We start from the raw sequence: 20,490 nt of genomic DNA, 5'->3' as shown, positions 1-20,490 counted from the left end.
GGTGACAGCGAGTCTGTGCATGTACACGATGGGTGAATGTCGCTTCGCCACTATCGTGGTTCGTTGATTCTGGTATCGTCGGTTTTCGGATTTCCTTTAGGAAAGAATGATGCCTCCGGTTATAGCACGGGCGATGGTTTCGGGAGCAGAGGGCCGGGTTCGAAGGGATGATCGGATGCGGCAGCGCTCAATGCCGGCATGATGGCACTGACGATGGTTTCGATGTCGTCGTCGATCTGCTGGTAGCGGATATCGTCCACATCCAGGTAAATCCGTCTTTCGTGGGGATAAATGTCGTTCTCGGGATCGATATGAATGGCGCGATAGACATTCTTACCTAATAAAATCAATATGAAATCCGCTTTCGGACAAACCTCTTCAATAACCCGGCCGGCATTCCCCGGATGGATGGCCATCGGCCTTTGCGGTGTGAAAAAGACAGGCAGCCGGTCAATACCCGAGCCCTGGCCCGATCCCAGGCGTTTTCGGGCCACTCCGTCCAATATCGCCTTCTTGATGTGATCCAAGACGTTCTGGTAGTCGGGGGAGGGGGTCACCGTCCCGGCAGGTCCGTGAGATGCATCGAACATCGGATTCATGGATGGCAAAATGGCGATGGTCACCGGCGATGGGTGCAACCGCTTGCCCGATGGGCATGCCCACCGGCGGTAATTGGCGGACTGGTCAGCCGACAGGGTGAAGGCGTCCTGCTCGACCGCACCGATTCGTTTCAAGGTGCTGACCAGAAACGGATGTTCCATGTACCTTAAAAAGGCCGGTTCCGATTGAAACACCGCCTTGAGGAATCTGAATTCCGTGTCGCTGAGGTTCATGGCGGCCAGTTCCGCCTCCCTGGCATCACGACTGCCCGGGGTAAACAGTGATTTGCAGCGGATCATGGCCGCCAGGCCGACCTTCTCGCCCCGGTTGAGCTTGTGGACCAGAAACAGGCGGGTGGCCATGAGTTCTGCGCAGGGGTAAAGGCTGTCGTTTTCTCTTTTTCCCTTGAATAGATTCAGACGGCGGTCATAGTGATACAGCACCTCGGAAAGGCCCAGGATGTTGGTGTCCAGCACCATCAGTTCTGCACGCAGGGGTACTGGGCCGTGCATCCGTTTGGAAACCAGGTCGAAGTCCAGGGGGAGATCGAGTCCCCGGGTGGCCCAGGCCGAGCGTTCCACCGGGTCACCGGCCCGGCCCAGCACCACTTCCATAAGGTACGCCAGGGTGTCGCCGGCGATCTGTTCGGCATCGGTCAATTGGGATGTCTGATGCGTCGGGGGTACAAACCGGCGGGGAGGCAAGGGGCCGCAGGCGGCAACGATCAGGGTGCCGATGGCCAGCCAGAACACCAGCAGCTTCAACAGACGGGGTTTCATCCGGTCGCGCACTCCTCCAGCAGGACGACGGCCCGTGAATGCCTTCCGTCGCATTTGAGAACCAGGGGCTGATTCAGCTGCACATGGCACAGATGCGGGTTGGAGAGCACGATCGACAAAGCCTGAAGCGCGTCCCAACGAATGAAATCGCCGTTTCCTTCGGAGACAGTCAGGTAGGGGATCCCGTTGGCGGTGATATGCTGGAAAAAATGGGACCCGTGGGATGGGTCGGCCTTCAGCGTGTCGTTGCGAATTTCCACCATTGCCCCCACCCCATTGATGTCATGCCATTTTACCGGGATCCCCAGCCATCGGTCAAAGGATCCCCACCGTCCGGGACCCATCAGCAGGTAGGGGCGGTGTTGATCGAGCAGGTTCTGGTTGACGGCGGCGATGGACTGGGCGATGGCCACTGTGTTGGCGGGGTCGAAGGTGTCGGGCCTGACGAAGACGATGTCGGCCATGGTCTGTTTGCGGCCATGGCCCAGGGCCTGGGTGGTGTAGCACAGGGCATTGGCCGCATCCTCATCGGTCACTTCCACGTCATGCTGATCCTCTCCGGCGGACATGGGTCGCATCTGGAGGATATTGAAGGTTCCCTTACGATCGGTCCTGCCGGTCAGATTGATGGAAAATTCGAATTCCACGGGACAGCCCATTCCGTCCCTGCCCATGGCCAGAAGGTCTTTGAGCAGTCCGGGAAGGGGGAAACTATCGTATTTGAGCACCGGCGCGAAGGTGAGCACCCGGCTGCCGGGGATGTGTACGTTGTCCCGGATACGGTCTTCAGCCGGAACGTAAGTCCCGGCCAGCCGCTGTACCGGTGCTTCTGCCTCGGCGTCGTCCACGTGGCGTTTTTCCACATTGACGCCCCGCTCAAAGTAGAGGCCGTCGGGAATCCCTTCCATGCCCAGGGCCCAGAACTGGCGCTGGGCGTTGGCCAGGATGTCTTCCACCTTGGAAAATTGGGGCAGTACCTGTGGATACCTCGGTGAAAAACGAAGCGCCGGTTCCCCTTCGGGGATGCCCCGGCCAAATCCCATGACGATGCGGGCGACGCCGTCTTCGGCTTTCAAGGGAGCCACCGGATAGAAATTATTGGATTGAGCGATACCGGAAATGTCCGGGTAGAAAAACGCGCCATGCCGGCTGCCCACCAGCTGTTGGATGATCACGGCCATCTGGTCCCTGCGGATCCGGTAGGCGGTGCCGCTTAAAAAACGCCTCGGATCCCGGAACCAGGTGGAGGCGTATACCAGCTTCACGGCAGTGATCAGCTGGTTGCAGCGGATGGAAAAATCCGGGTGGTTGTTGGGCACCATGTAGGTTTTGTAAAGGCCGGTGAACGGGTGGTTGTGAACATCCTCGAGCAGCCCCGAACTCCTGATCGACAAGGGCTGGTGTACGGCTTCCAGGAATCGGTTCAACTGTTCCGTCAGCCAGGGGGGCATGTCTCCCGCGAGAAAAGCCTTGGCGATCTGGTCGTCCGAATCGTTTGTCATGGCTGACGGTTCCAGCCCGTTGTGGGAGATAAAGGCGTCGAATCCTTCTGTGGTGATCACCAGGGTCTGAGGCACCTGAATGGTGACATCCGGGTAGCGTTCCTGAAGGCTGGGTGACCGGCGCAGCAGGTTGGACACGAAGGCGAGCCCCCGGGCCTTTCCGCCCAGGGAACCCTTGCCGATTTTCACGAAATCGGAAATCTCGGGGTCGAAGTCTTTGGAATTGAAATGCACCACCACGCCTTTTTGGCGCCATTTGCGAAGGGCGTGGATGTGGGTGATGATATACTGGCGGATGTCGTCTGCGCTGGAAAAGTCGGCGGCCTTGGCTTTTCTCAGGCGCGAGGCCATGGCGATTTCACCGCGGGCCATGATCCAGTTGGAGAAACGGTTGCGGGTGGCATGGTAGAGCAGGGATTCATCGGGTACGGTCGGCAGGATCTCCTCCAGGGCTTTGAGATTGGCGGCGCGGGCGATTTCGCTGCCGCTGGGCCGCCGGAAGACGAAATCACCGAATCCCAGGGCATCCAAAAAGAACTGGTGGATTTCGGCCAGCAGATCGTCACTGTTCTTGTCCAAAAAGGTAGCCGGTACCCGTGCGGCCAGATCTTTGTTCTGGGGCTCGTTGCTGATGAGCAGAAGCGGCAGGTCGGGGATCGCCTTGCGGACTTCGCAGAGGAATGAATAGCCGGCGTCGGCCGTGATCGTGCCGCCCTTGGGGTAGCGGGTGTCGGAGATGATGCCGAACAAATAATCAGCGTACTGCCGATACAGAGAGATGGCCTGTTCGTAGGTCTCGGCGACGAGGATCTTCGGCCGGGCGCGCATTTTGAGCAGGCGGTGTTCCTGGTTCAGGCTCTCTTCCAGCACTTCCTGGGTCTGGTTGACGACCTCTTTGTAGATCAGCGGCAGAAAATAGGAGGTGTACAGGGGAGAGTCCTCCACCAGGATCAGGACCCGCACCATTGCCTTGCGGGTGTCGGCGGCCACGTTGAGCCGGTCTTCCATGCTCTTGACGATCGCCAGCAGCAGGTCCGAATCGCCGGACCAGATGAAGGTCTGGTCGATGCCGGAGAGGTCCTTGCCCTCCGGCGGCGGGTAGATTCCCTTCACGCTGTGGGCCAGGAGCACCACCGGCAGGTCGGTGTGGGCGCGTTTGACCTGGAGCCCCAGGTCGAAAACGTCCATGTCGTCCAGGTGGGGCATGGCGATAACCAGGTGGAACTCCTTTTGGGCCAGCATTTCCATGGCCTGGGCGGCAGTGGCCGCTTGGGTAATCCGCGGCGGTCGGCTGAGGTTCAGCCCACGGTATTCATTGATGATCTTGGACGCCAGGCTGCCGTCTTCCTCCAGGATATAGGCGTCGTAAGGGCTGGCTACCAGCAGGATCTCGAACACCTTGTTTGACATCAACTCGTGGAATACCTTAAAGTGAGTGTCGAAATCCTCATTTGGGAAGAATACCGGCAGTTTTGGGGCGTCACTGTTCATATCCATCCGAATCAAGCGTTCCTGGAGTGGGTTCGGGGCATCGGGCCACTCTATATAGATACGGTTGACGGCCCCTTTTTACAAGTGGAAATGAACACCCCCGGTCCAAGGAGCACGACTGTCATGAAATCACGAAGAAAGGCCGTTTGGGGCTGGGCCATGTACGACTGGGCCAATTCCGCTTTTGCCACCACGGTGATGTCCGGCTTTTTCCCCGTTTTTTTCAAACAATACTGGAGCGCCGGCGTAGACGTCAACCTGAGCACGGCCCGCTTGGGGCTGGGCAATGCCGTCGCGGGTCTGCTGGTGGCCCTGGCCGCACCGATATTAGGTGCCGTGGCCGACCGGGGATCCGCCCGCAAGCGCTTTCTGGCCTTGTTTGCCTACCTGGGGGTGCTGATGACAGCCGCTCTCTACGTCGTGGGCCAGGGGCAATGGGCTTTTGCGGTGGTGGTCTATGCCATGGGCGTGATCGGTTTTTCCGGAGCCAATATCTTTTACGATGCCCTGCTGCCTGAAGTGGCCGGAGAAAGGGACGTCGATTTCGTATCGGGCTTCGGCTTTTCCATGGGCTACCTGGGTGGGGGGCTGCTTTTTCTGATAAACGTGCTGATGGTCACCATGCCCCAGCGGTTCGGTCTGGCCGATGCCGGCCAGGCGGTCCGGATCGGCTTTTTAAGCGTGGCCTTATGGTGGGGTTTTTTCACCCTGTTCATCCTGTTCTGGGTGCCCGAAACGCCGGCGGCTGCGGCGCGCACCGCCACTGCCGGCATCTGGTCCGGCGGTTTTGCCCAGCTCCGGCACACCTTCGGCCGTGTGCGGCACATGAAGACCGTGCTGCTGTTTTTATGTGCGTACTGGCTGTACATCGACGGTGTGGACACGATCATCCGCATGGCGGTGGATTACGGCATGAGCCTGGGTTTTGCCGCCAACGACCTTCTGCTGGCCCTTCTGGTCACCCAGTTCGTGGGCTTTCCGGCGGCCCTGGTATTCGGCCGGCTGGGCCAGCGGCTGGGGCCGCGAAAAGGCATTTACATCGCCATCGGCGTATACGTGGCGGCGACCTTCTGGGGGATTACCATGACCCGCAAGGAAGAATTCTACGTGCTGGCGGTGGTCATCGGTCTGGTGCAGGGGGGGATCCAGGCCCTTTCGCGCTCCTATTACTCCCGCCTGATTCCAGCCGACAAACCGGCAGAGTTTTTCGGCTTTTACAACATGCTGGGCAAATTTGCCGCCATCATCGGCCCGGTGCTGGTGGGCGGGGTGGGGCTGCTCATGCGCCGGATACTTATGCCGGCAGAACCGACGGCTGCGGATCTGGTCCAGGTGGGTGCCCTGGCTGCCCGCTGGAGCATGGCTTCGGTGCTGATCCTGTTTGCCGCCGGTGCCATTCTGCTCTATTTCGTCGATGAGGAGAAGGGTAGGGCGCAGGCGGCGATGCTATAGAACAGGCAGGTGTCTGAGGACATAAACCAGAGAACAGAAGTCTGATGTCAGTCATTGGAAACCCGAACGATGGATTTCAGGGACAGGGACCTGGATGGTGCGACTTCGCACGGCGGCCGGTTTTTTTGGCGTCTGACATCAGTCTTCAGCCCCCCGTCCACAAATATCCTGCATTTTCGCCGCCCGGTTGGAAAAAATCCAATCCACGCCCCGGGCCACCTCCCGGTACAGGCAGCGCCGGGAGTCGGCGAAACCGGTGCCGACACTCTGGCCCAGCCGATGATGGCGGGCGATCAAGCCACTGGTCGCCAGCAGGTAGTGGCCGGCGATGCCCCCCCAACCATTGGCTTTCGCCATGCGACTGTGGCGGTCGATTCGTATTCGGGCGATGGGCACAAAGGCCTTGGCCGGCAGAAAGGTGAAATGGCCGAACAGGCCGGGATGCAGGCCCATCAGGTGAAAATCCTTTCCGGGAGCCAGCTCCTTGAGCTGTTTTTGCATGCGGCCGGACTGCACCGCGGGTGCCGGGTAGGGTTCGGCCTTGATCTCCATCATCAGGTGCAGCCGGCCGCCGTACCGGTCGACCACTTCCGCAAGGGTCGGGATCAGGGGGAATCTTTCCTGGATGGCGGCCAGCGCCATCTCATCGATCCGCGCATCGTCATCGAACAAGCGGCGGGTGTCCGGGTCGTGGAATACCACCGGAACCCGGTCACGGGTCCAGCGCAGGTCCAGTTCGATGCCCCATACGCCGGCATCGGCCGCCGCGTCAAACGCCGCCAGGGTGTTTTCCAACCGGTTGCGGTTGTCGTGTTCACCGCGGTGGGAGATGATGCGGCAGGATCTGAGAAGATGGGGTGGAGGGGCCGGACGGGGCCATCGACGATAGATCCCATCGACCAGGCGGTGGAAAATCCTTTCGATCCGTTCTTCCATCCTTGAATTTCGATTCAGGCCCTGATCCATGACGGGACCAAAAAAGCCTTTGCCTGTGCGGTAGTTTGGGTTATAGGGACGGCTTGCTGTTTTTTGGGCAATTTATCACATTCCCATTTAAAAAAACAGCCGGTCATTTGTAACCGATACCCGTTGACATGGCAACCATGGAGAAGATCGATTAAATGAAAACAGAGAAAGTAGGGCAGCGCATTCGGACGTATATGACCAAGCAGGATCTGTCCCTGGAATCCCTTGCCCGGCAAACAGGCCTTGAAACCGGATTTCTTTCCACGATTATCGAAGACGACGTCTATCCTTCATTGGGGCCTTTGCTCAAGATCGCCCGGGCCCTGGATGTCCGGCTCGGCACGTTCCTTGACGACCAGACCAGCCGCGACCCGCTGGTGGTCCGGCGGGATGAGCGCAAGCAGGAACTGAGTATGCTGCGCGGCAAGGACAAACCCGTAGCCCTGAAGTTCTACTCGCTGGGCAGCGGCAAGAGCGACCGGCACATGGAGCCGTTTTACGTGGAGCTCCTGCCGGAATCGGAAAAGGCCAGAGACCTGTCCAGTCACGAGGGTGAGGAGTTTATCGTGGTCTACGCCGGCCGGGTGGAGATCGGCTACGGGACCGAGACCTATGTGCTGGAGGCCGGCGACAGCATCTATTACAACTCCATCGTGCCTCACTATGTCAGCTGCAAGGGGGCCCAGCCGGCAGCCATTTACGCCGTGCTTTACATTCCCCGATAGGAGGCGCCCATGGCACCGCAACAATTGCAGTCCCTGACCCTGGGGCAGATCCTCGACCGTACAGTGGCCGCCCACGGGGACCGCGACGCGCTGATCTATGTGGATCGGGATTTTCGGCTCTCCTACAACGAATTTGCCCGGGTGGTGGACCAGTTGGCCAAGGGGCTGATGGCCTTAGGGGTGGAAAAGAAAGAGAAGGTGGCGGTTTGGGCCACCAACATCCCCTACTGGGTTGCCCTTCAGTTCGCCACGGCCAAGATCGGTGCCGTGCTGCTCACGGTCAACACCAATTACAAGCGCGCCGAACTGGCCTACCTACTGGAGCAATCCGACACCGAGACGCTCTTTATCATCGACGGATATCAGGACACCGATTACATCCAGACGGTCTACCACCTGGTGCCGGAGCTGAAAGTCCAGGAGCGGGGGCGGCTGGTCAGCCAGCGATTTCCGCGCCTGAAGCGCATCTGCTTTCTCGGCCAGGAAAAGCACCGGGGCATGTACAGCCTGCCTGAAATCATGGCGCTTTCGTCTTTGGTGACCGACAGCCAGTACATCTCCCGCCAGGCTGATTTAGACATCCACGACGTGGTGAACATGCAGTACACCTCCGGTACTACCGGCTTTCCCAAGGGGGTGATGCTCTCCCACCACAACATCGGCAACAACGGCTGGTGGATCGGCGAAAACCAGCGGTTCACAGAACAGGACCGACTCTGTCTGCCGGTGCCTCTGTTTCACTGCTTCGGGTGCGTGCTGGGGGTGCTGGCCGCCGTCAGTCACGGTGCCGCCATGGTGATTCTGGAAACGTTCGATCCGGTCCAGGTCATGGCATCGGTGGAGCAGGAGCGCTGCACGGCCCTGTACGGCGTTCCCACCATGTTCATCGCCGTGCTGGAGCACCGGCTGTTCGACAAGTTCGATTTTTCCTCACTGCGCACCGGCATCATGGCCGGCTCTCCGTGTCCGGTGCAGGTGATGCGTCAGGTTATCGACCGCATGCACATGAACGAAATAACCATCTGCTACGGCCTTACCGAAAATTCACCGGTGATGACCCAGACCCTGGCCGACGACGACCTGCGACGCCGCACGGAAACCGTGGGCCGGGCCATGCCGCAGATCGAGATCAAGATCGTGGACCCGGAAACCGGGAATCCGCTGCCGGCCGGCCAGCAGGGGGAGGTGTGCTGCCGCGGTTACAGCGTGATGAAAGGCTATTACAAAATGCCGGAGGCGACGGCCAGGGCCATCGATGCCGACGGCTGGCTGCATTCCGGCGACCTGGGCATTCTCGATAAAGACGGGTACCTGGCCATTACCGGGCGCCACAAGGACATGATCATCCGCGGCGGAGAGAACATCTATCCCCGGGAGATAGAAGAGTTTCTCTTCGGCATGGAAGGCATCATGGATGTCCAGGTGGTGGGGGTGCCCAGCAAGAAGTATGGGGAGGAGGTGGGTGCTTTCATTATCCTGAAGAAGGGGGCCGATATCACCGAGGGCGACGTGAAGGATTTCTGCCGGGGACAGATCGCCCGCTACAAGGTTCCCAAGTATGTCGCTTTCGTGGACAACTTTCCACTGACCGCCAGCGGCAAGGTCCAGAAGTACAGACTCCAGGAGCAGTCGGTCGATCTTTTTCCTGATCCGGGCGCAGGGTGATCCCATGGCCAACCCGCCTTACCGAATCGATGCCGTCCTCTTTGACTTCGACGGCACGTTGACCCGGCCCGGAGCCCTTGATTTCTCCGTGATCAAACAGGCCATCGGGTGCCCTGACGGGATCCCCGTGCTGGAATTCATGGCCGGGACCGACGACCCCGCGCAGCGGCTGGATATGGCCCGGCAGCTGGACCGGTTCGAGCTGGACGGGGCGGCGGCATCCCGGCCCAATCCCGGTGCCGAGCGCCTCGTTGCCTCCATTAAAGCGGCAGGACTGCCGGTGGGTATTCTCACCCGCAACAGCAGGGCGTCGGTAATCAAGGCCCTGAAACACTTCTCCACTCTTCGCATGGCGGATTTCGACGTCGTGGTTACCCGCGAAGATCCGGTGAAAATCAAACCGTCCGGGGAAGGGGTGCTGCTGGCAGCCCGTGAAATGGGCGTGGATCCCGCCCACGTGCTGGTGGTCGGTGATTTCCGCTTCGACGTGCAGGCGGGGCGCGATGCCGGATCCCTGACGGCCTATCTCTCCAACGGTCGACCGATTCCCGCGGATCTTGACTGCCGGTTCGTCGTCGGGACGCTTGCGGAACTGGAGCCGATTCTCGCCGATGGCGTTTCACTTCCAGCCGGCAAGCTGCCCAACGCATTTCTTGGAGAACTGCTGGAGCGCTACCGTGTGGAAGACCCGTCGGTGATCGTGGGGCCGACGGTGGGTGAGGACACCGCAGCCGTCGATATTGACGGAGAAAAAGTGCTGGTGCTCAAGACCGACCCCATTACCTTTGCCACCGAGTCCATCGGCCGATACGCCGTGTTGATCAATGCCAACGACCTTGCCACTGCCGGTGCCGAAGCGCGCTGGATGCTGGCCACCCTGTTGCTGCCCTGTGGATTTTCCCGCAACCAGGTGCGGCAGATCTTTGACGATCTCCATGATGCCTGCACGGCATGGGGGATCACCCTGTGCGGGGGACACACGGAGATCACCGATGCCGTCTGCCGACCGGTGGTGACCGGCATGATGGCCGGCACGATTACGCGCAATGACCTGATCCGCAAGCGCCGGATGGCTCCCGGCGACCGGGTGCTGGTGACCAAGGGCGTCGCCGTGGAAGGCACCGCCATCATTGCCGCGGAGTTCAGGAACCTGCTTCTGGAAAAGGGAATGACCGCCGCCGAAATCGATGCCTGCGGTCAATTTCAATCGATGATCAGTATCCTGCCGGAAGCCCGGATTGCATGGACCGTCGGCGGGGTGTCCGCCCTTCACGATGTCACCGAGGGCGGCATTGCCACGGCTCTGGCGGAGTTAAGCCAGGCCGGCGGAAAGGGCATTCGCATCCGGTTCGAGGCGCTGCCGGTTTATCCCCAGACGCGTCGCATGGGAGAGTTGCTGGGCATCGATCCCCTGGGGCTCATCGGATCCGGCAGCCTGCTGATCTGCTGCCGCCCGGATCGTGCGCAGCGGCTGCTGTCCGAAATGGATAAAGCCGGTATCATGGCCACGGATATCGGGTCCGTTACCGGGGGCGGGCCCGGTATCGATGCCCGGGAAAGTGAAATGCCGGTGGCATGGCCGCATTTTGACGTGGACGAGATTACGCGGCTATTCGGATGATCGCTGTTCATCCTGTCCCGCGTGGGCAGCGGTTTACGGCTTTTTTCGGACTGGCCGGCAAGCCTGCCTGACCATGATTCGATGCTGCCGGTTTTTCCGAAACAGGATCCGCAGGCCGAAGACCAGCAGGACCATCGCGGCGCCAAGCCGGCCCGTCCTCTGGCCGGTACGGTCCATCGAATGCCCCCCGCTGCCGGCGGCACCCAAAAAACAACCGCCACCGCCGCCACCGCCGGAATCGACGGCGATACCGGCAGACACCGATCGTGGTGTGGTGGCTGCGGCTTCATTGGAATAGCCGGTGCGGTCACCGCCGCTCAAGGTGAGCACCCGATACACATAGGTCGTGCCGTCGGACAGGCCGCTGTCGGCGTACCCGCGTTCGGCGGCGCCCACGATCGCGATCGTGGCGTAGTCGTCGCCCGAAGCGGCACGGCGTTGTATCTCGAAGCCGGAATCCACCGGCTCCAGGGCGGTCCAGTCAAGGTTGATCCGGTCGGTGGCGGCCGCACGGGAATGCAGATCGACGGCCGCCATGGAAACCAGGGCGTTGTAAACATTCACCCGCCCCCCGCTGCCTACCATCCCGACAAGGGCGGCTTTTTGGTCGACCGTCGACTCAATGGCCAGTTTGACTTCGGTAGGGGTCAACAACGGTTTCTGGGCCATGATCAGGGCCGCCGCACCGGACGCGTATGCGGCGGACATGGAGGTCCCCTGGTAATACTGGTATGCATGGGTGCCGTGGGTGGTGTCGGCACAGGTGACCGCCAGGTTGTCGATGAGATAACCGTCGGCCGTACCGGAGCCATCGCTGACGAACCGGAAACGGACGTGCAGGGATGCAGCACCGTCGTAAGCTTTCAGGTCGGCGACCGCCAGCTGCCAGGTGGAAATGGTTCCGGTGATGGCCTGTACGGGGCCGTCATCCAGTCCCACCCATAGCGCGCTCCACGCGATCCCGTTGGTGGACGCTTCCACCAGCAGGCGGTCACCGTTGCCGGCGCTGTTCCCGATGACTGAAAAATCGAGGCGGGTGCCCGTGAGGCCGGACAGGTCCAATGGATTCAATCGGGCCCAGGCATCCATACCGTTGGTGTAATTGCCGGCGGGGCTTTCGGTGAGCACCCCGTTTCCGAAAATGGATTGAACGCCCCAAGCATTGCCATCACCGCCGAAATCCCAGTTCGCTGTCCCCGAAAATGGATCGACCAACCGCACCTGCCTGTCCGGCACCGTGCTGTAGACGTTGGTTCCCGGCGCCGCCACGTCGGCCAGGCTGTCGCTGTAATTGGTGAACCATGCCGGTTGATCGTCGGCATCCGATGCCGCCACGGACAAGATGTTGGCGCTGTCATAACTGGCCGGGTAGATCGGCACGTCGTCCAGACGGCTGCCTTCGTTGCCGACGGCGCAGACCACCAGGGCGTCGACCGCATCGATGGCATCTTTCAGCGCCTGGCTGTAATCGGGGCCGCCCCAACTCAGATTGATGACGTCGGCACCAGCGTCGTCAGCGTACTCGATCGCCGCGATGGCATCGGCGGTCGTGCCGTAGTCAGCGGCGCTAATGAAACGCAGGGGCATGATGCTCACCCGCCAGCATAAGCCGGCTGAGCCGATACCGTTATTGCCCACGGCACCGATGATACCGGCCACATGGGTGCCGTGGCCGTGGGAATCGATGGGCTGGTTGTCGTTTTCTACAAAGTCCCATCCGTGAATATCGTCAATGTATCCGTTGCCGTCGTCGTCGACGCCGTTGATTGTTTCCGTCGGATGGGTCCAGATGTTGGCCGCCAAATCGGGGTGCGTCACGTCCACCCCGCTGTCCACCACTGCCACCACGATATCCGTGCTGCCGGTTTCCAGGTTCCACGCCCGGTCGGCATCCATGTCCGCATCGGCCGTCCCGGTGGTGCCGTTGACGATCTGGCCGGTATTGACCAATCCCCACAGGCGTGACATGTCGGTATCGTTGGGAACAGCCTGGAGTCGGTAGCGGTAGTTTGGTTCCGCATAGAGAACATCCGGATCCAAGCGATAGCGAGCCACGGCCTGGCTTACCGTCATATCCGCCGGCAACCTTACCCTGCGGATGCCGCTTTTCTTGAATGTCCGGATGTCGGACAGCCGCCACATGGAGCGGTAATGGTCAGCGCGTTCAGGCGCCCGGTTTTCGCGGTATTTAACCAGGACTTCACCATCCACATAGGGTCGATGGGTTGCCGCGGCGGCCTGTGACCACTGGCCAGCGGCCAGTATCAGCATTGCTGCGATGACTCCCGTCAAGATTCGATTTTCCTGCATACTCGAACTCCGGTTCTGCGAGAGGCGCCATGTGCGCCGCCGTCCAGTTGTGAAAAGGTGGATCGGGAGTTGGCAGCTCCCCTGCCAAAGGGGTATCGGCATCTTGCGGAGGGACTTTAGGGGCCGGCAAATCCAACCTTGCGGACCCTGGATCTTCGGGCGTGAGAGTGGTTGACACCTTAAACATTTTCCTATAATAATATTAGGTTAATAGACAGCAAGACGATACCGTCTGCACGCGAATGTGCATACTGAACCTCTCTCTGGATGGAAAAGGACTACCCATGGGCAACGTACTGGTCATCGACGATGATGCGGCGGTTTGCGATGCACTGTCTGAGCTTCTTACCCATATGGGACATGCGGTAGATACGGCCATGAGCCGTGATGCGGGTCTCGAACAGGCTGTTTCCGGTGACTACGATGTCATTCTGCTGGATGTAAAGATGCCCGACGGCAGCGGATTGGATCTGCTGCCTCAGTTGAAATCCCTCTCCAACGATCCCGAGGTGATCATCGTCACCGGCTACGGCACAGCCAAAGGCGCCGAGTTTGCCCTGAAAAACGGGGCCTGGGACTACCTGGAAAAAAAGGCGTCGGTGGAGGAGATCCTCCTGTCCATCAACCGAGCGCTTCACTATCAGAAGGAAAAGCGGGGCAGTGAGCCGCTGGCGCCTGTCAAAAGGGAACGCATCATCGGCAACAGCCCCAATATGCGCCCCTGTTTCGACCTGCTGGCCCAGGCTGCCGCCAGCGAGGTCAACGCGCTGATCGTCGGAGAGACCGGAACCGGAAAAGAGCTTTTTGCAAGGGCCATCCACACCAACAGCCCCCGGGCCGCCCATGGTACGGTGGCTGCGGTGCCTTTGAAACGCAACCCCCGTGCGGAGAAGAACTTTGTGGTGGTGGACTGTGCCGCCCTGCCCGAAACCCTGGTGGAGAGCGTCCTGTTCGGCCATGAAAAAGGGGCCTTCACCGGTGCCGACCAGGCCCAGGAAGGGCTGGTGGCCCAGGCCGACGGGGGGACGTTGTTTCTGGACGAGGTGGGGGAACTGCCCCTTCCCGTCCAAAAAAACTTCCTGCGTGTACTCCAGGAGAAATGGTATCGGCCCGTGGGATCGAAGCGGGAAAAGAAAAGTAATTTCAGGCTGGTGGCAGCTACTCACCGGGATCTGGACCAGCTTCAGCGCGACGGCAAGTTCCGGCAGGACCTGCTGTTTCGGATCCGTGCATTGACCATCGAACTGCCGCCCCTGCGTGAGCGCAAGGAAGACATCAAGGAGCTGGTCCGGCACCACACGGCCCGCTTGTGCCGCAGTTACAAGATGGGATCCAAGGAGTTCGCGCCAGACCTGCTCGAAGCCCTGATGGCTTACCATTGGCCGGGAAATGTCCGGGAACTGGTCAATACCATCGACAGCATGCTGGCCGTTGCCGGCACGGACACCACCCTTCTGCCCAAGCACCTGCCCCTGCATATCCGGGTAAAGATCGTCTGCAACACCTTCAAGGAAAAAGCGCCTGTGCCCGAAGCGGAAACGGCCTGCCCGGAAACGGTTTCAACGGATCCCGACTCGCTGGTCAGCTTCAAGGAATACCGTTTGAAGGCTGAAAAGCGATATCTGGAGGATCTCATGACCGGCACCTGTCGGAATATCGCCCAGGCGTGCAAGATTTCAGGGATCTCCCGATCCCGTCTCTACGAGCTGCTCACCAAGCATCAGATCGGCGACCCCCTCGAGGAAACCGAAAGCCAGCAGACGGGCTGATCCCGGCTTGCTGCCGGACATCCACGATCGATCCGCCATTTCCTGTTTATCGGACGTTGTCCGGAAAATCGGACACTCCCCGCGCGCCATCCTGCCGTATTTTTCATTCAACTCCCTGTTTCTGACTTATAATAATATGTAATAATTGAATAATTTAGAATTATTCAGATCAGGCACAGTTGTTGCCATTCTCCTTCATGTTGAGCAATCCAACGGAAACCGCAGAAGGAGAGTGATATCATGCTGTTGCTATACGCAAATGGTAAAAACGGTGTTTCCTCAGAACTCAGGCAGATGCTGAATGCCGGGTCTTCCGGAGTGTGCCTGGAAACCTATTCGGATCTGGACGACGTTTTTCAGCGGCTTCGCCAGCCGCGCCTGAACCTCAAGATCGGCGTCCTTTCCATCGGCAGCGATGCGGAACTGGACCGGCTCCTGACCATCAGGGAACTGCTCTCAGACATGCGCCTGGTGCTGGTCCTTTCCGATAAAGATCCGCAAACGGTTTCCAAAGCCCATGCACTCGCCCCCCGTTTCATCACTTTTTCCGACGCCGGTATCGACCCATTGGTATCGGTGGTGGAGAAGATGATGGAATGTCAGTTTGACCCGCGAACGCCATCCCAGGCAAGCATTCAGGCAAGCCCTTCCTGATATGACCTCGGCAATCCGGATATACCCGATGTGTCAGCGTTGGATCGTTGGCCTTTTCGTCGCACTGATGGTCATGGTACCCCATCTGTGCCATGCCGATCTGCGGTCCGCAACGGTCTGGTTTGACACCAATGCTGTGGGGAGCGCACCGGACTGGCATTATCGGGTACCGATTTCCATCCCTGCCGGAACGTCGGTCAACAGCACCATCAGAATCGACGTCGACTTCTTTTCGCTGCTCACCACCCTGGGCATTTCCGGTACCTTCGATTCGAATTCTCCCCGGATTGTGAACAGCAGCGGCGCCCTCGCCGCCATCCAGCAATTTACCGATGCAATATTCATGGGTGGAACCGATGCCCTTGGCAACAGCCGGGGAGAAGTGCGCTTCATCCTGGAAGACAGCGGGCCGTCAACCTGCTACCTGTATTTCGATATCGTCCAGAACGGTCCCAAAACCCCCTGGTCGGCGGCCAACACGATCAACGGCAACTTCGAATTCAGCACCGTCGGTCAGACCATTCCTGCCGGATGGGCCGCCATTGCCAATGCGGGCTTCGATGCCCAGGTGCGTCCCAGCGAAACGCCCAGCATCAATTCAGACACGACCGGTGGGGCGACGCCTTTCGTGACCACGGACGGCACGCCGCACACGGGGCAGTTGTCCTATCTGCTGGGCGCCCGCACCCAGAACGAGCCCGGCAATGGCAGCCCTGCGGTGACCTTGTCGCGAACCTTCACGGTGGCAGCCACCAACCCCGGGGATCTAACCCTGCGTTATCGTCTGGAAGGCTGGGACAGTTCGGCGGATGGGGCTAACCAGTATGATTTTATCCGCATCCGCTTGGTGGGCAGCAGCAGCGTGGAAATGGTCGGGCCCGCGGCCGGCAACTACGGCATGCTTCCCTTTTCTCCCAATTACGGCACCACGCCAGCTGGATGGAACCAATCCGGATACGGCCAGTACAATGGTTGGGATACGGACACCAACGGAAATCATCACTATTCACCCGCCATGACCTTGACTCAGGGCAGCGAGCCCTGGTTCACGGTTTCCGCCAATCTCAATGCATATGCCGGGCAGACCGTCACCCTGGAAATTACCAGCAGCCATTACAATCAATATCGTTCGTGGGTCCATATAGACGATGTACAATGGTCGGTAGTCGCCGGCACCCTGGGCAGCCCCCAGGCTTTCGGTACGAACGTGACGAGTCCATTAACCGCCGCCGCTGGTTCGACCCTGTCCATCACCGCTGCAGTTGATGCCCAACCCGCCTCCTTGGTTGCCCTTGTCCTGGATGACACCGGGTCACCGGTTGTTTCCGGCATTGTTCTCTATGACGATGGCAGCCATGGCGACGCCGTGGCCAACGACGGTTCGTGGACCAACGACGGCTCCGACGCCGGCAGCCCCACCACCACCATCCCCGCCGGGACCACCGTCGGCGTGCAGTGGACAACCCTGATCCTGGCGCTGGACGGATCGGGCAGCATCATCGGCGCCACCAATGGCGTGGCGCATATCCCCGGACAACCGGCGAGTCCGGAAAGCCAGGTCAACTACTTCAACATCGACGCACAGTCCTTTACCATCGTCGAACCGGCACCGGATCTGTCCACATCGACCAAGTCCGTCATCGATCTTAACGGGGGCAGCCTCTATCCGGGTGATATTCTCAGGTACACCATCGCGATAGTCGAATCCGCCGGCGTCCCTGCCGCAGGCATCCGTGTTACCGACGTTATTCCCGCCCACCTGTCCGGATTCGATATCACGACGATGAGCGTGCCCGCCGGGGCCACGAATGATTCAACTTTCGACGGCACCGGCCCCAATGGCTCCGGCTATCTGGATGTGTCCGGGATCAGCCTGGCGGCCGGCGGCAGCGCCGCGATCGTCTTCGAGGTGACGGTGGATACGTCGGCAGCGACTGGTACAACCATCGACAATACCGCCGGTATCAAGGCGCCAGGTGGAACGGGCGCCAATCCGGTCGTTTCGTCTCCACCGGTATCGGCCATACCGGCCACAGGGAACAAACAGCTTTATTTATATACGGACTCCGACCTTTCGCGTGAACTCCCTACGTCTATAGATCATGCGTTTATTATCGGGGGTGACAGCAATTCGTGGGTGCTCAGCCCCGAACTCCAACTCCCCCTGATGATCGATGGCGACAGCGGTTTTATTCCCATACGACTGATGCTGAGAAAAAACTCGAGTAACAACGGTTTTAGTGAAAGAACCCTCAACCTGGCATTGAGTTCGACCGGCGCGACCTCACGGAACATCGGTTTATTGAACGATCAGGACGTGCTTCTCAACAATGTAATCCGTGAATTTACCTTCATGATTCCGGTGTCTGGCGATATATATCTGGACGCCGGATCATCCCTGGTTCTGACCGTATCCAATACTTCATCGAATAATCGGAGTTTCCGCGTTTACACCACTTCAGGGGGGGCAAACGCCTCACAGGTTCAGATAGAAGCGGAGACGGTCATCAACGTTGATTCGGTCTCGTTTTATGACGAAGCCTATCCCGCCGGCACAATGGTCACCTCGGCCCCCACCGGCAATACCGTATACGTCCGTTCGGTGGTCAGCGATCCCTTCGGCAGTTTCGACATCAGCGGCGCAACGGTTGAAATTACAGGACCCTCGGGAACCACTACCTACCCCATGACGCAGGAGCAGGACAGCGGCGCAGCAACCAAAATCTTCGAAACGCCGCTGACCCTGCCTGCCTTCGGCAGCGACGGCACCTGGACAGCTTTGGTAACGGCCACCGAAGGCGCCGAGGGCACCATTATTCACCAGGGGACGGCCACACTGCTCGTGGGGGCGCCCCTGCTCACCGTCTTGAAATCCGCCAATAGTGCCACCGCCGTCCCCGGTGACCTGATTACCTATACCATCCAGGTGGTCAACACCGGAACGGGGCCGGCGATCAACATCGAACTGGACGACGCCATGAGCCCCTATACGGCGCTGCGTATCGCCTATGACGGCAGCGGCGTGCTGCCGTTTACGCTGGTCGGGGCGACCGGCGGCATGGCACTGGGCACGCCGGCCTATTCGGACAACGGCGGCGCGACTTTCACCTACAGCCCGCTGGCCTCCGGAGGCAGCGGGGCACCGGCAGGTTACGACGGCAGCGTGACCCACTGGCGGCTGCCGATGGTCGGAACACTAAAAGGGGGGGGAAGCGGTTTTACCATGAGATACCAGGCGGTCGTGAAATGAGAAAACCAATTACACATATCAATCATAACCGGGAGGAAAGAAAAATGAAGATGAGAACGTTTTTAACACTGGCGGCCGTCGTCCTGATGCTCATGCCCATGGATGTCTGGGCCAAACCGGAGGTGAAAGTGGCCATTACGGCGGAAAAAGAGATCAGCGTCGTCGACAACGGCCAGGCCGTCGTTAAACGCGTCCCCGCCGACACGGTGGAGAGCGGGCAGACCATTTTCTATACGCTCACCGTTACCAACAGCGGCGACGAGAAGGCCACCAACGTGGTGCTCAACAACCCGCTGCCCGACGGCACGACCTATGTCGGTGACAGCACATTCGGCGAAGGCGCCCAGATAGCCTTCTCGGTGGACGGCGGCAATCATTTCGACAGGCCGTCACGCCTGACCGTCACCATCAAAAAGGCCGACGGCAGCACGCAGAAGCAGGCCGCCGGTCCGGAGCAATACACGGACATCCGCTGGACGCTTGCCGAAGTGCCGCCCGGAAAAACCCTGACCCTCGGATACGAAGCGATCGTGAAATAGACTTTTATCAATCATAAAAGGAGTGGAGATGAAAAGAGAAATGCACGAGAAAAATGGATGGGCCCGGGCCGGCCCTCAACGCAGACAGTAGAAGAACAAAAAATAGCCTCCTTACGTTCCACCCACTCAACCAGTACGTCAGTGAAATATGATCAGAGAAAAGGAGATGGTAATGCATACCCAGATGAAGAGAAAAAGGAATCGTTTTAGTAGATTCAACAGCCCAATGCCTTTTTTCGCGGCAGCGCTGGCGGTTTGCCTGCTCAGCATCAGCACGGCCGCTTTCGCTGCATTGGAAGGCGGTGCGGGCAATACGGTCATCAGAAATACGGTGACGGTTAATTATGAGGACGGCGGCGGTACTGCCCAGACACCGATCAGCGCGGCAATCGATGTGACTGTTAATACCATCGACGTGCCACCGACGGTGGTGTCTTTCAGCCCGTCACCGGGAAGCACCGATGGAACAGGCAGCACGCAAGTCTACACGATAACCCTTCGAACGAATTCCAACGGTCCCGAATCCATTTCATTGGGTGCGGCCGACGGAAGCCCAACGAATATCGCCATCAGTGCCACATTGCCGATTTTGGGCTCGGGCTCGGTGTTTCTGGGAGCTACGGTATTCGATCCCTCGGAAGGAACAATAGGAAATCTGACGACCATTAATGCGGGTGCCAGCATTGCGTTCGCAGTGCCCAACGACGGTGGCGTTCCCACAAATGGCGCAACGACCGGTGGAAGTCCATCCGATAATGTAATCAACGGATTGGCGGTCGGAGACGTTGTATATATCCACGATGGAACCAACCATTACGGACCCTTTTCCATTACTATCGTCAATGATCCTGCGGTTGGCACCGGCACGACTGCTGTACCTGGCAGCATTACCTTGCAAAATGATTCCGCAGGCCCGATTGCGTTTACACCGGCCGCCGGATGGATGATCCTTGAGGAAAGCACGGTTACCCTGACCGTTACCCAGGGTATCGTGGCAGATCCCAGCCTTGCCGCTTTCTGGGAAACAACGGTAACCGCCAGCATGAATGGCCAAATTGGTTCTGCGTCAGTTACGACCAATGCTGCAGGCGGAACACTTGAAGTGAGCAAATATGTGAGAAATGTAACGAATGACAATGGCACCGGAGCGACGCAAACGATAAACAT

General features: G+C 59.3%; 13 protein-coding genes. 9 read left to right on the top strand and 4 right to left on the bottom strand.

Annotated elements, in window-relative coordinates:
- Nucleotides 1-119: 119 nt before the first annotated feature.
- Together ACZCED_RS19170 and ACZCED_RS19165 are read right to left on the bottom strand one after the other, a co-directional pair.
- A complete protein-coding gene (locus ACZCED_RS19170) occupies nt 120-1,379 on the bottom strand; it encodes a hypothetical protein (RefSeq protein WP_462972161.1) in 1,260 nt (419 codons plus the stop codon).
- Nucleotides 1,376-4,378 carry a PEP/pyruvate-binding domain-containing protein gene (locus ACZCED_RS19165; protein ID WP_464861459.1) on the bottom strand — a complete coding sequence of 1,001 codons (3,003 nt, stop codon included), beginning with the start codon at nt 4,376-4,378 and terminating at the stop codon, nt 1,376-1,378. The genes ACZCED_RS19170 and ACZCED_RS19165 overlap by 4 nt, the downstream gene beginning before the upstream one ends.
- Nucleotides 4,379-4,495: 117 nt before the next feature.
- Between ACZCED_RS19165 and ACZCED_RS19160 the strand changes: the two genes are divergently transcribed.
- Nucleotides 4,496-5,824 (top strand): MFS transporter, encoded by a 1,329-nt coding sequence (locus ACZCED_RS19160; RefSeq protein ID WP_462972163.1) that lies wholly within the window; start codon nt 4,496-4,498, stop codon nt 5,822-5,824.
- A gap of 138 nt (nt 5,825-5,962) precedes the next feature.
- On the opposite strand, the gene ACZCED_RS19155 is transcribed toward ACZCED_RS19160, so the two are convergent.
- Complete coding sequence (locus ACZCED_RS19155; protein ID WP_464861458.1) at nt 5,963-6,760, bottom strand: glycerophosphodiester phosphodiesterase; 798 nt, start codon at nt 6,758-6,760, stop codon at nt 5,963-5,965.
- A 185-nt stretch (nt 6,761-6,945) separates the two neighbouring features.
- On the opposite strand from ACZCED_RS19155, the gene ACZCED_RS19150 reads away from it, so the two are divergent.
- From ACZCED_RS19150 to ACZCED_RS19140, 3 genes are read left to right on the top strand one after another with little or no spacing between them, the layout of a single operon-like run.
- Nucleotides 6,946-7,515, top strand: a complete 570-nt coding sequence (locus ACZCED_RS19150) for a helix-turn-helix domain-containing protein (RefSeq protein ID WP_462972165.1) — start codon at nt 6,946-6,948, stop codon at nt 7,513-7,515.
- Nucleotides 7,516-7,524: 9 nt separating this feature from the next.
- Entirely contained in the window at nt 7,525-9,180 is a 1,656-nt protein-coding gene (locus ACZCED_RS19145; protein WP_464861457.1) for an AMP-binding protein, read from the top strand.
- Nucleotides 9,181-9,184: 4 nt separating this feature from the next.
- Nucleotides 9,185-10,801, top strand: a complete 1,617-nt coding sequence (locus ACZCED_RS19140) for an HAD-IA family hydrolase (protein ID WP_462972167.1) — start codon at nt 9,185-9,187, stop codon at nt 10,799-10,801.
- Nucleotides 10,802-10,834: 33 nt separating this feature from the next.
- Here ACZCED_RS19140 and ACZCED_RS19135 read toward each other — a convergent pair whose 3' ends face one another.
- Nucleotides 10,835-13,093, bottom strand: a complete 2,259-nt coding sequence (locus ACZCED_RS19135) for a S8 family serine peptidase (protein WP_464861456.1) — start codon at nt 13,091-13,093, stop codon at nt 10,835-10,837.
- 302 nt (nt 13,094-13,395) lie between these two features.
- Here ACZCED_RS19135 and ACZCED_RS19130 point away from each other — a divergent pair, with 302 nt between their 5' ends.
- The 5 genes from ACZCED_RS19130 to ACZCED_RS19110 form a co-directional block, all read left to right on the top strand.
- Complete coding sequence (locus ACZCED_RS19130; protein WP_462972169.1) at nt 13,396-14,880, top strand: sigma-54-dependent transcriptional regulator; 1,485 nt, start codon at nt 13,396-13,398, stop codon at nt 14,878-14,880.
- A gap of 240 nt (nt 14,881-15,120) precedes the next feature.
- On the top strand, nt 15,121-15,534 hold the full coding sequence (locus ACZCED_RS19125; RefSeq protein ID WP_464861455.1) for a hypothetical protein: 414 nt from the start codon (nt 15,121-15,123) through the stop codon (nt 15,532-15,534).
- Between the two features lie 28 nt (nt 15,535-15,562).
- Nucleotides 15,563-18,784 carry a choice-of-anchor X domain-containing protein gene (locus tag ACZCED_RS19120; protein ID WP_464861454.1) on the top strand — a complete coding sequence of 1,074 codons (3,222 nt, stop codon included), beginning with the start codon at nt 15,563-15,565 and terminating at the stop codon, nt 18,782-18,784.
- Nucleotides 18,785-18,828: 44 nt separating this feature from the next.
- A complete protein-coding gene (locus ACZCED_RS19115) occupies nt 18,829-19,323 on the top strand; it encodes a hypothetical protein (RefSeq protein ID WP_464861453.1) in 495 nt (164 codons plus the stop codon).
- Between the two features lie 172 nt (nt 19,324-19,495).
- Nucleotides 19,496-20,490, top strand: a 995-nt coding sequence (locus tag ACZCED_RS19110) for a hypothetical protein (RefSeq protein WP_464861452.1), incomplete at its 3' end; no start/stop codon positions are given.

The organism is Desulfosarcina sp. (assembly GCF_055467485.1).
This window is presented reverse-complemented; position numbering and strand designations above follow the sequence as displayed.

Excerpts from the sequence above, each read along its gene's own strand:
- ACZCED_RS19130 (WP_462972169.1), top strand. The coding sequence starts at position 13,396 with ATGGGCAACGTACTGGTCATCGACGATGATGCGGCGGTTTGCGATGCA.
- ACZCED_RS19155 (WP_464861458.1), bottom strand. The coding sequence starts at position 6,760 with ATGGAAGAACGGATCGAAAGGATTTTCCACCGCCTGGTCGATGGGATC.
- ACZCED_RS19115 (WP_464861453.1), top strand. The coding sequence starts at position 18,829 with ATGAAGATGAGAACGTTTTTAACACTGGCGGCCGTCGTCCTGATGCTC.
- ACZCED_RS19150 (WP_462972165.1), top strand. The coding sequence starts at position 6,946 with ATGAAAACAGAGAAAGTAGGGCAGCGCATTCGGACGTATATGACCAAG.
- ACZCED_RS19140 (WP_462972167.1), top strand. The coding sequence starts at position 9,185 with ATGGCCAACCCGCCTTACCGAATCGATGCCGTCCTCTTTGACTTCGAC.
- ACZCED_RS19120 (WP_464861454.1), top strand. The coding sequence starts at position 15,563 with ATGTGTCAGCGTTGGATCGTTGGCCTTTTCGTCGCACTGATGGTCATG.
- ACZCED_RS19165 (WP_464861459.1), bottom strand. The coding sequence starts at position 4,378 with ATGGATATGAACAGTGACGCCCCAAAACTGCCGGTATTCTTCCCAAAT.
- ACZCED_RS19125 (WP_464861455.1), top strand. The coding sequence starts at position 15,121 with ATGCTGTTGCTATACGCAAATGGTAAAAACGGTGTTTCCTCAGAACTC.
- ACZCED_RS19160 (WP_462972163.1), top strand. The coding sequence starts at position 4,496 with ATGAAATCACGAAGAAAGGCCGTTTGGGGCTGGGCCATGTACGACTGG.
- ACZCED_RS19170 (WP_462972161.1), bottom strand. The coding sequence starts at position 1,379 with ATGAAACCCCGTCTGTTGAAGCTGCTGGTGTTCTGGCTGGCCATCGGC.
- ACZCED_RS19145 (WP_464861457.1), top strand. The coding sequence starts at position 7,525 with ATGGCACCGCAACAATTGCAGTCCCTGACCCTGGGGCAGATCCTCGAC.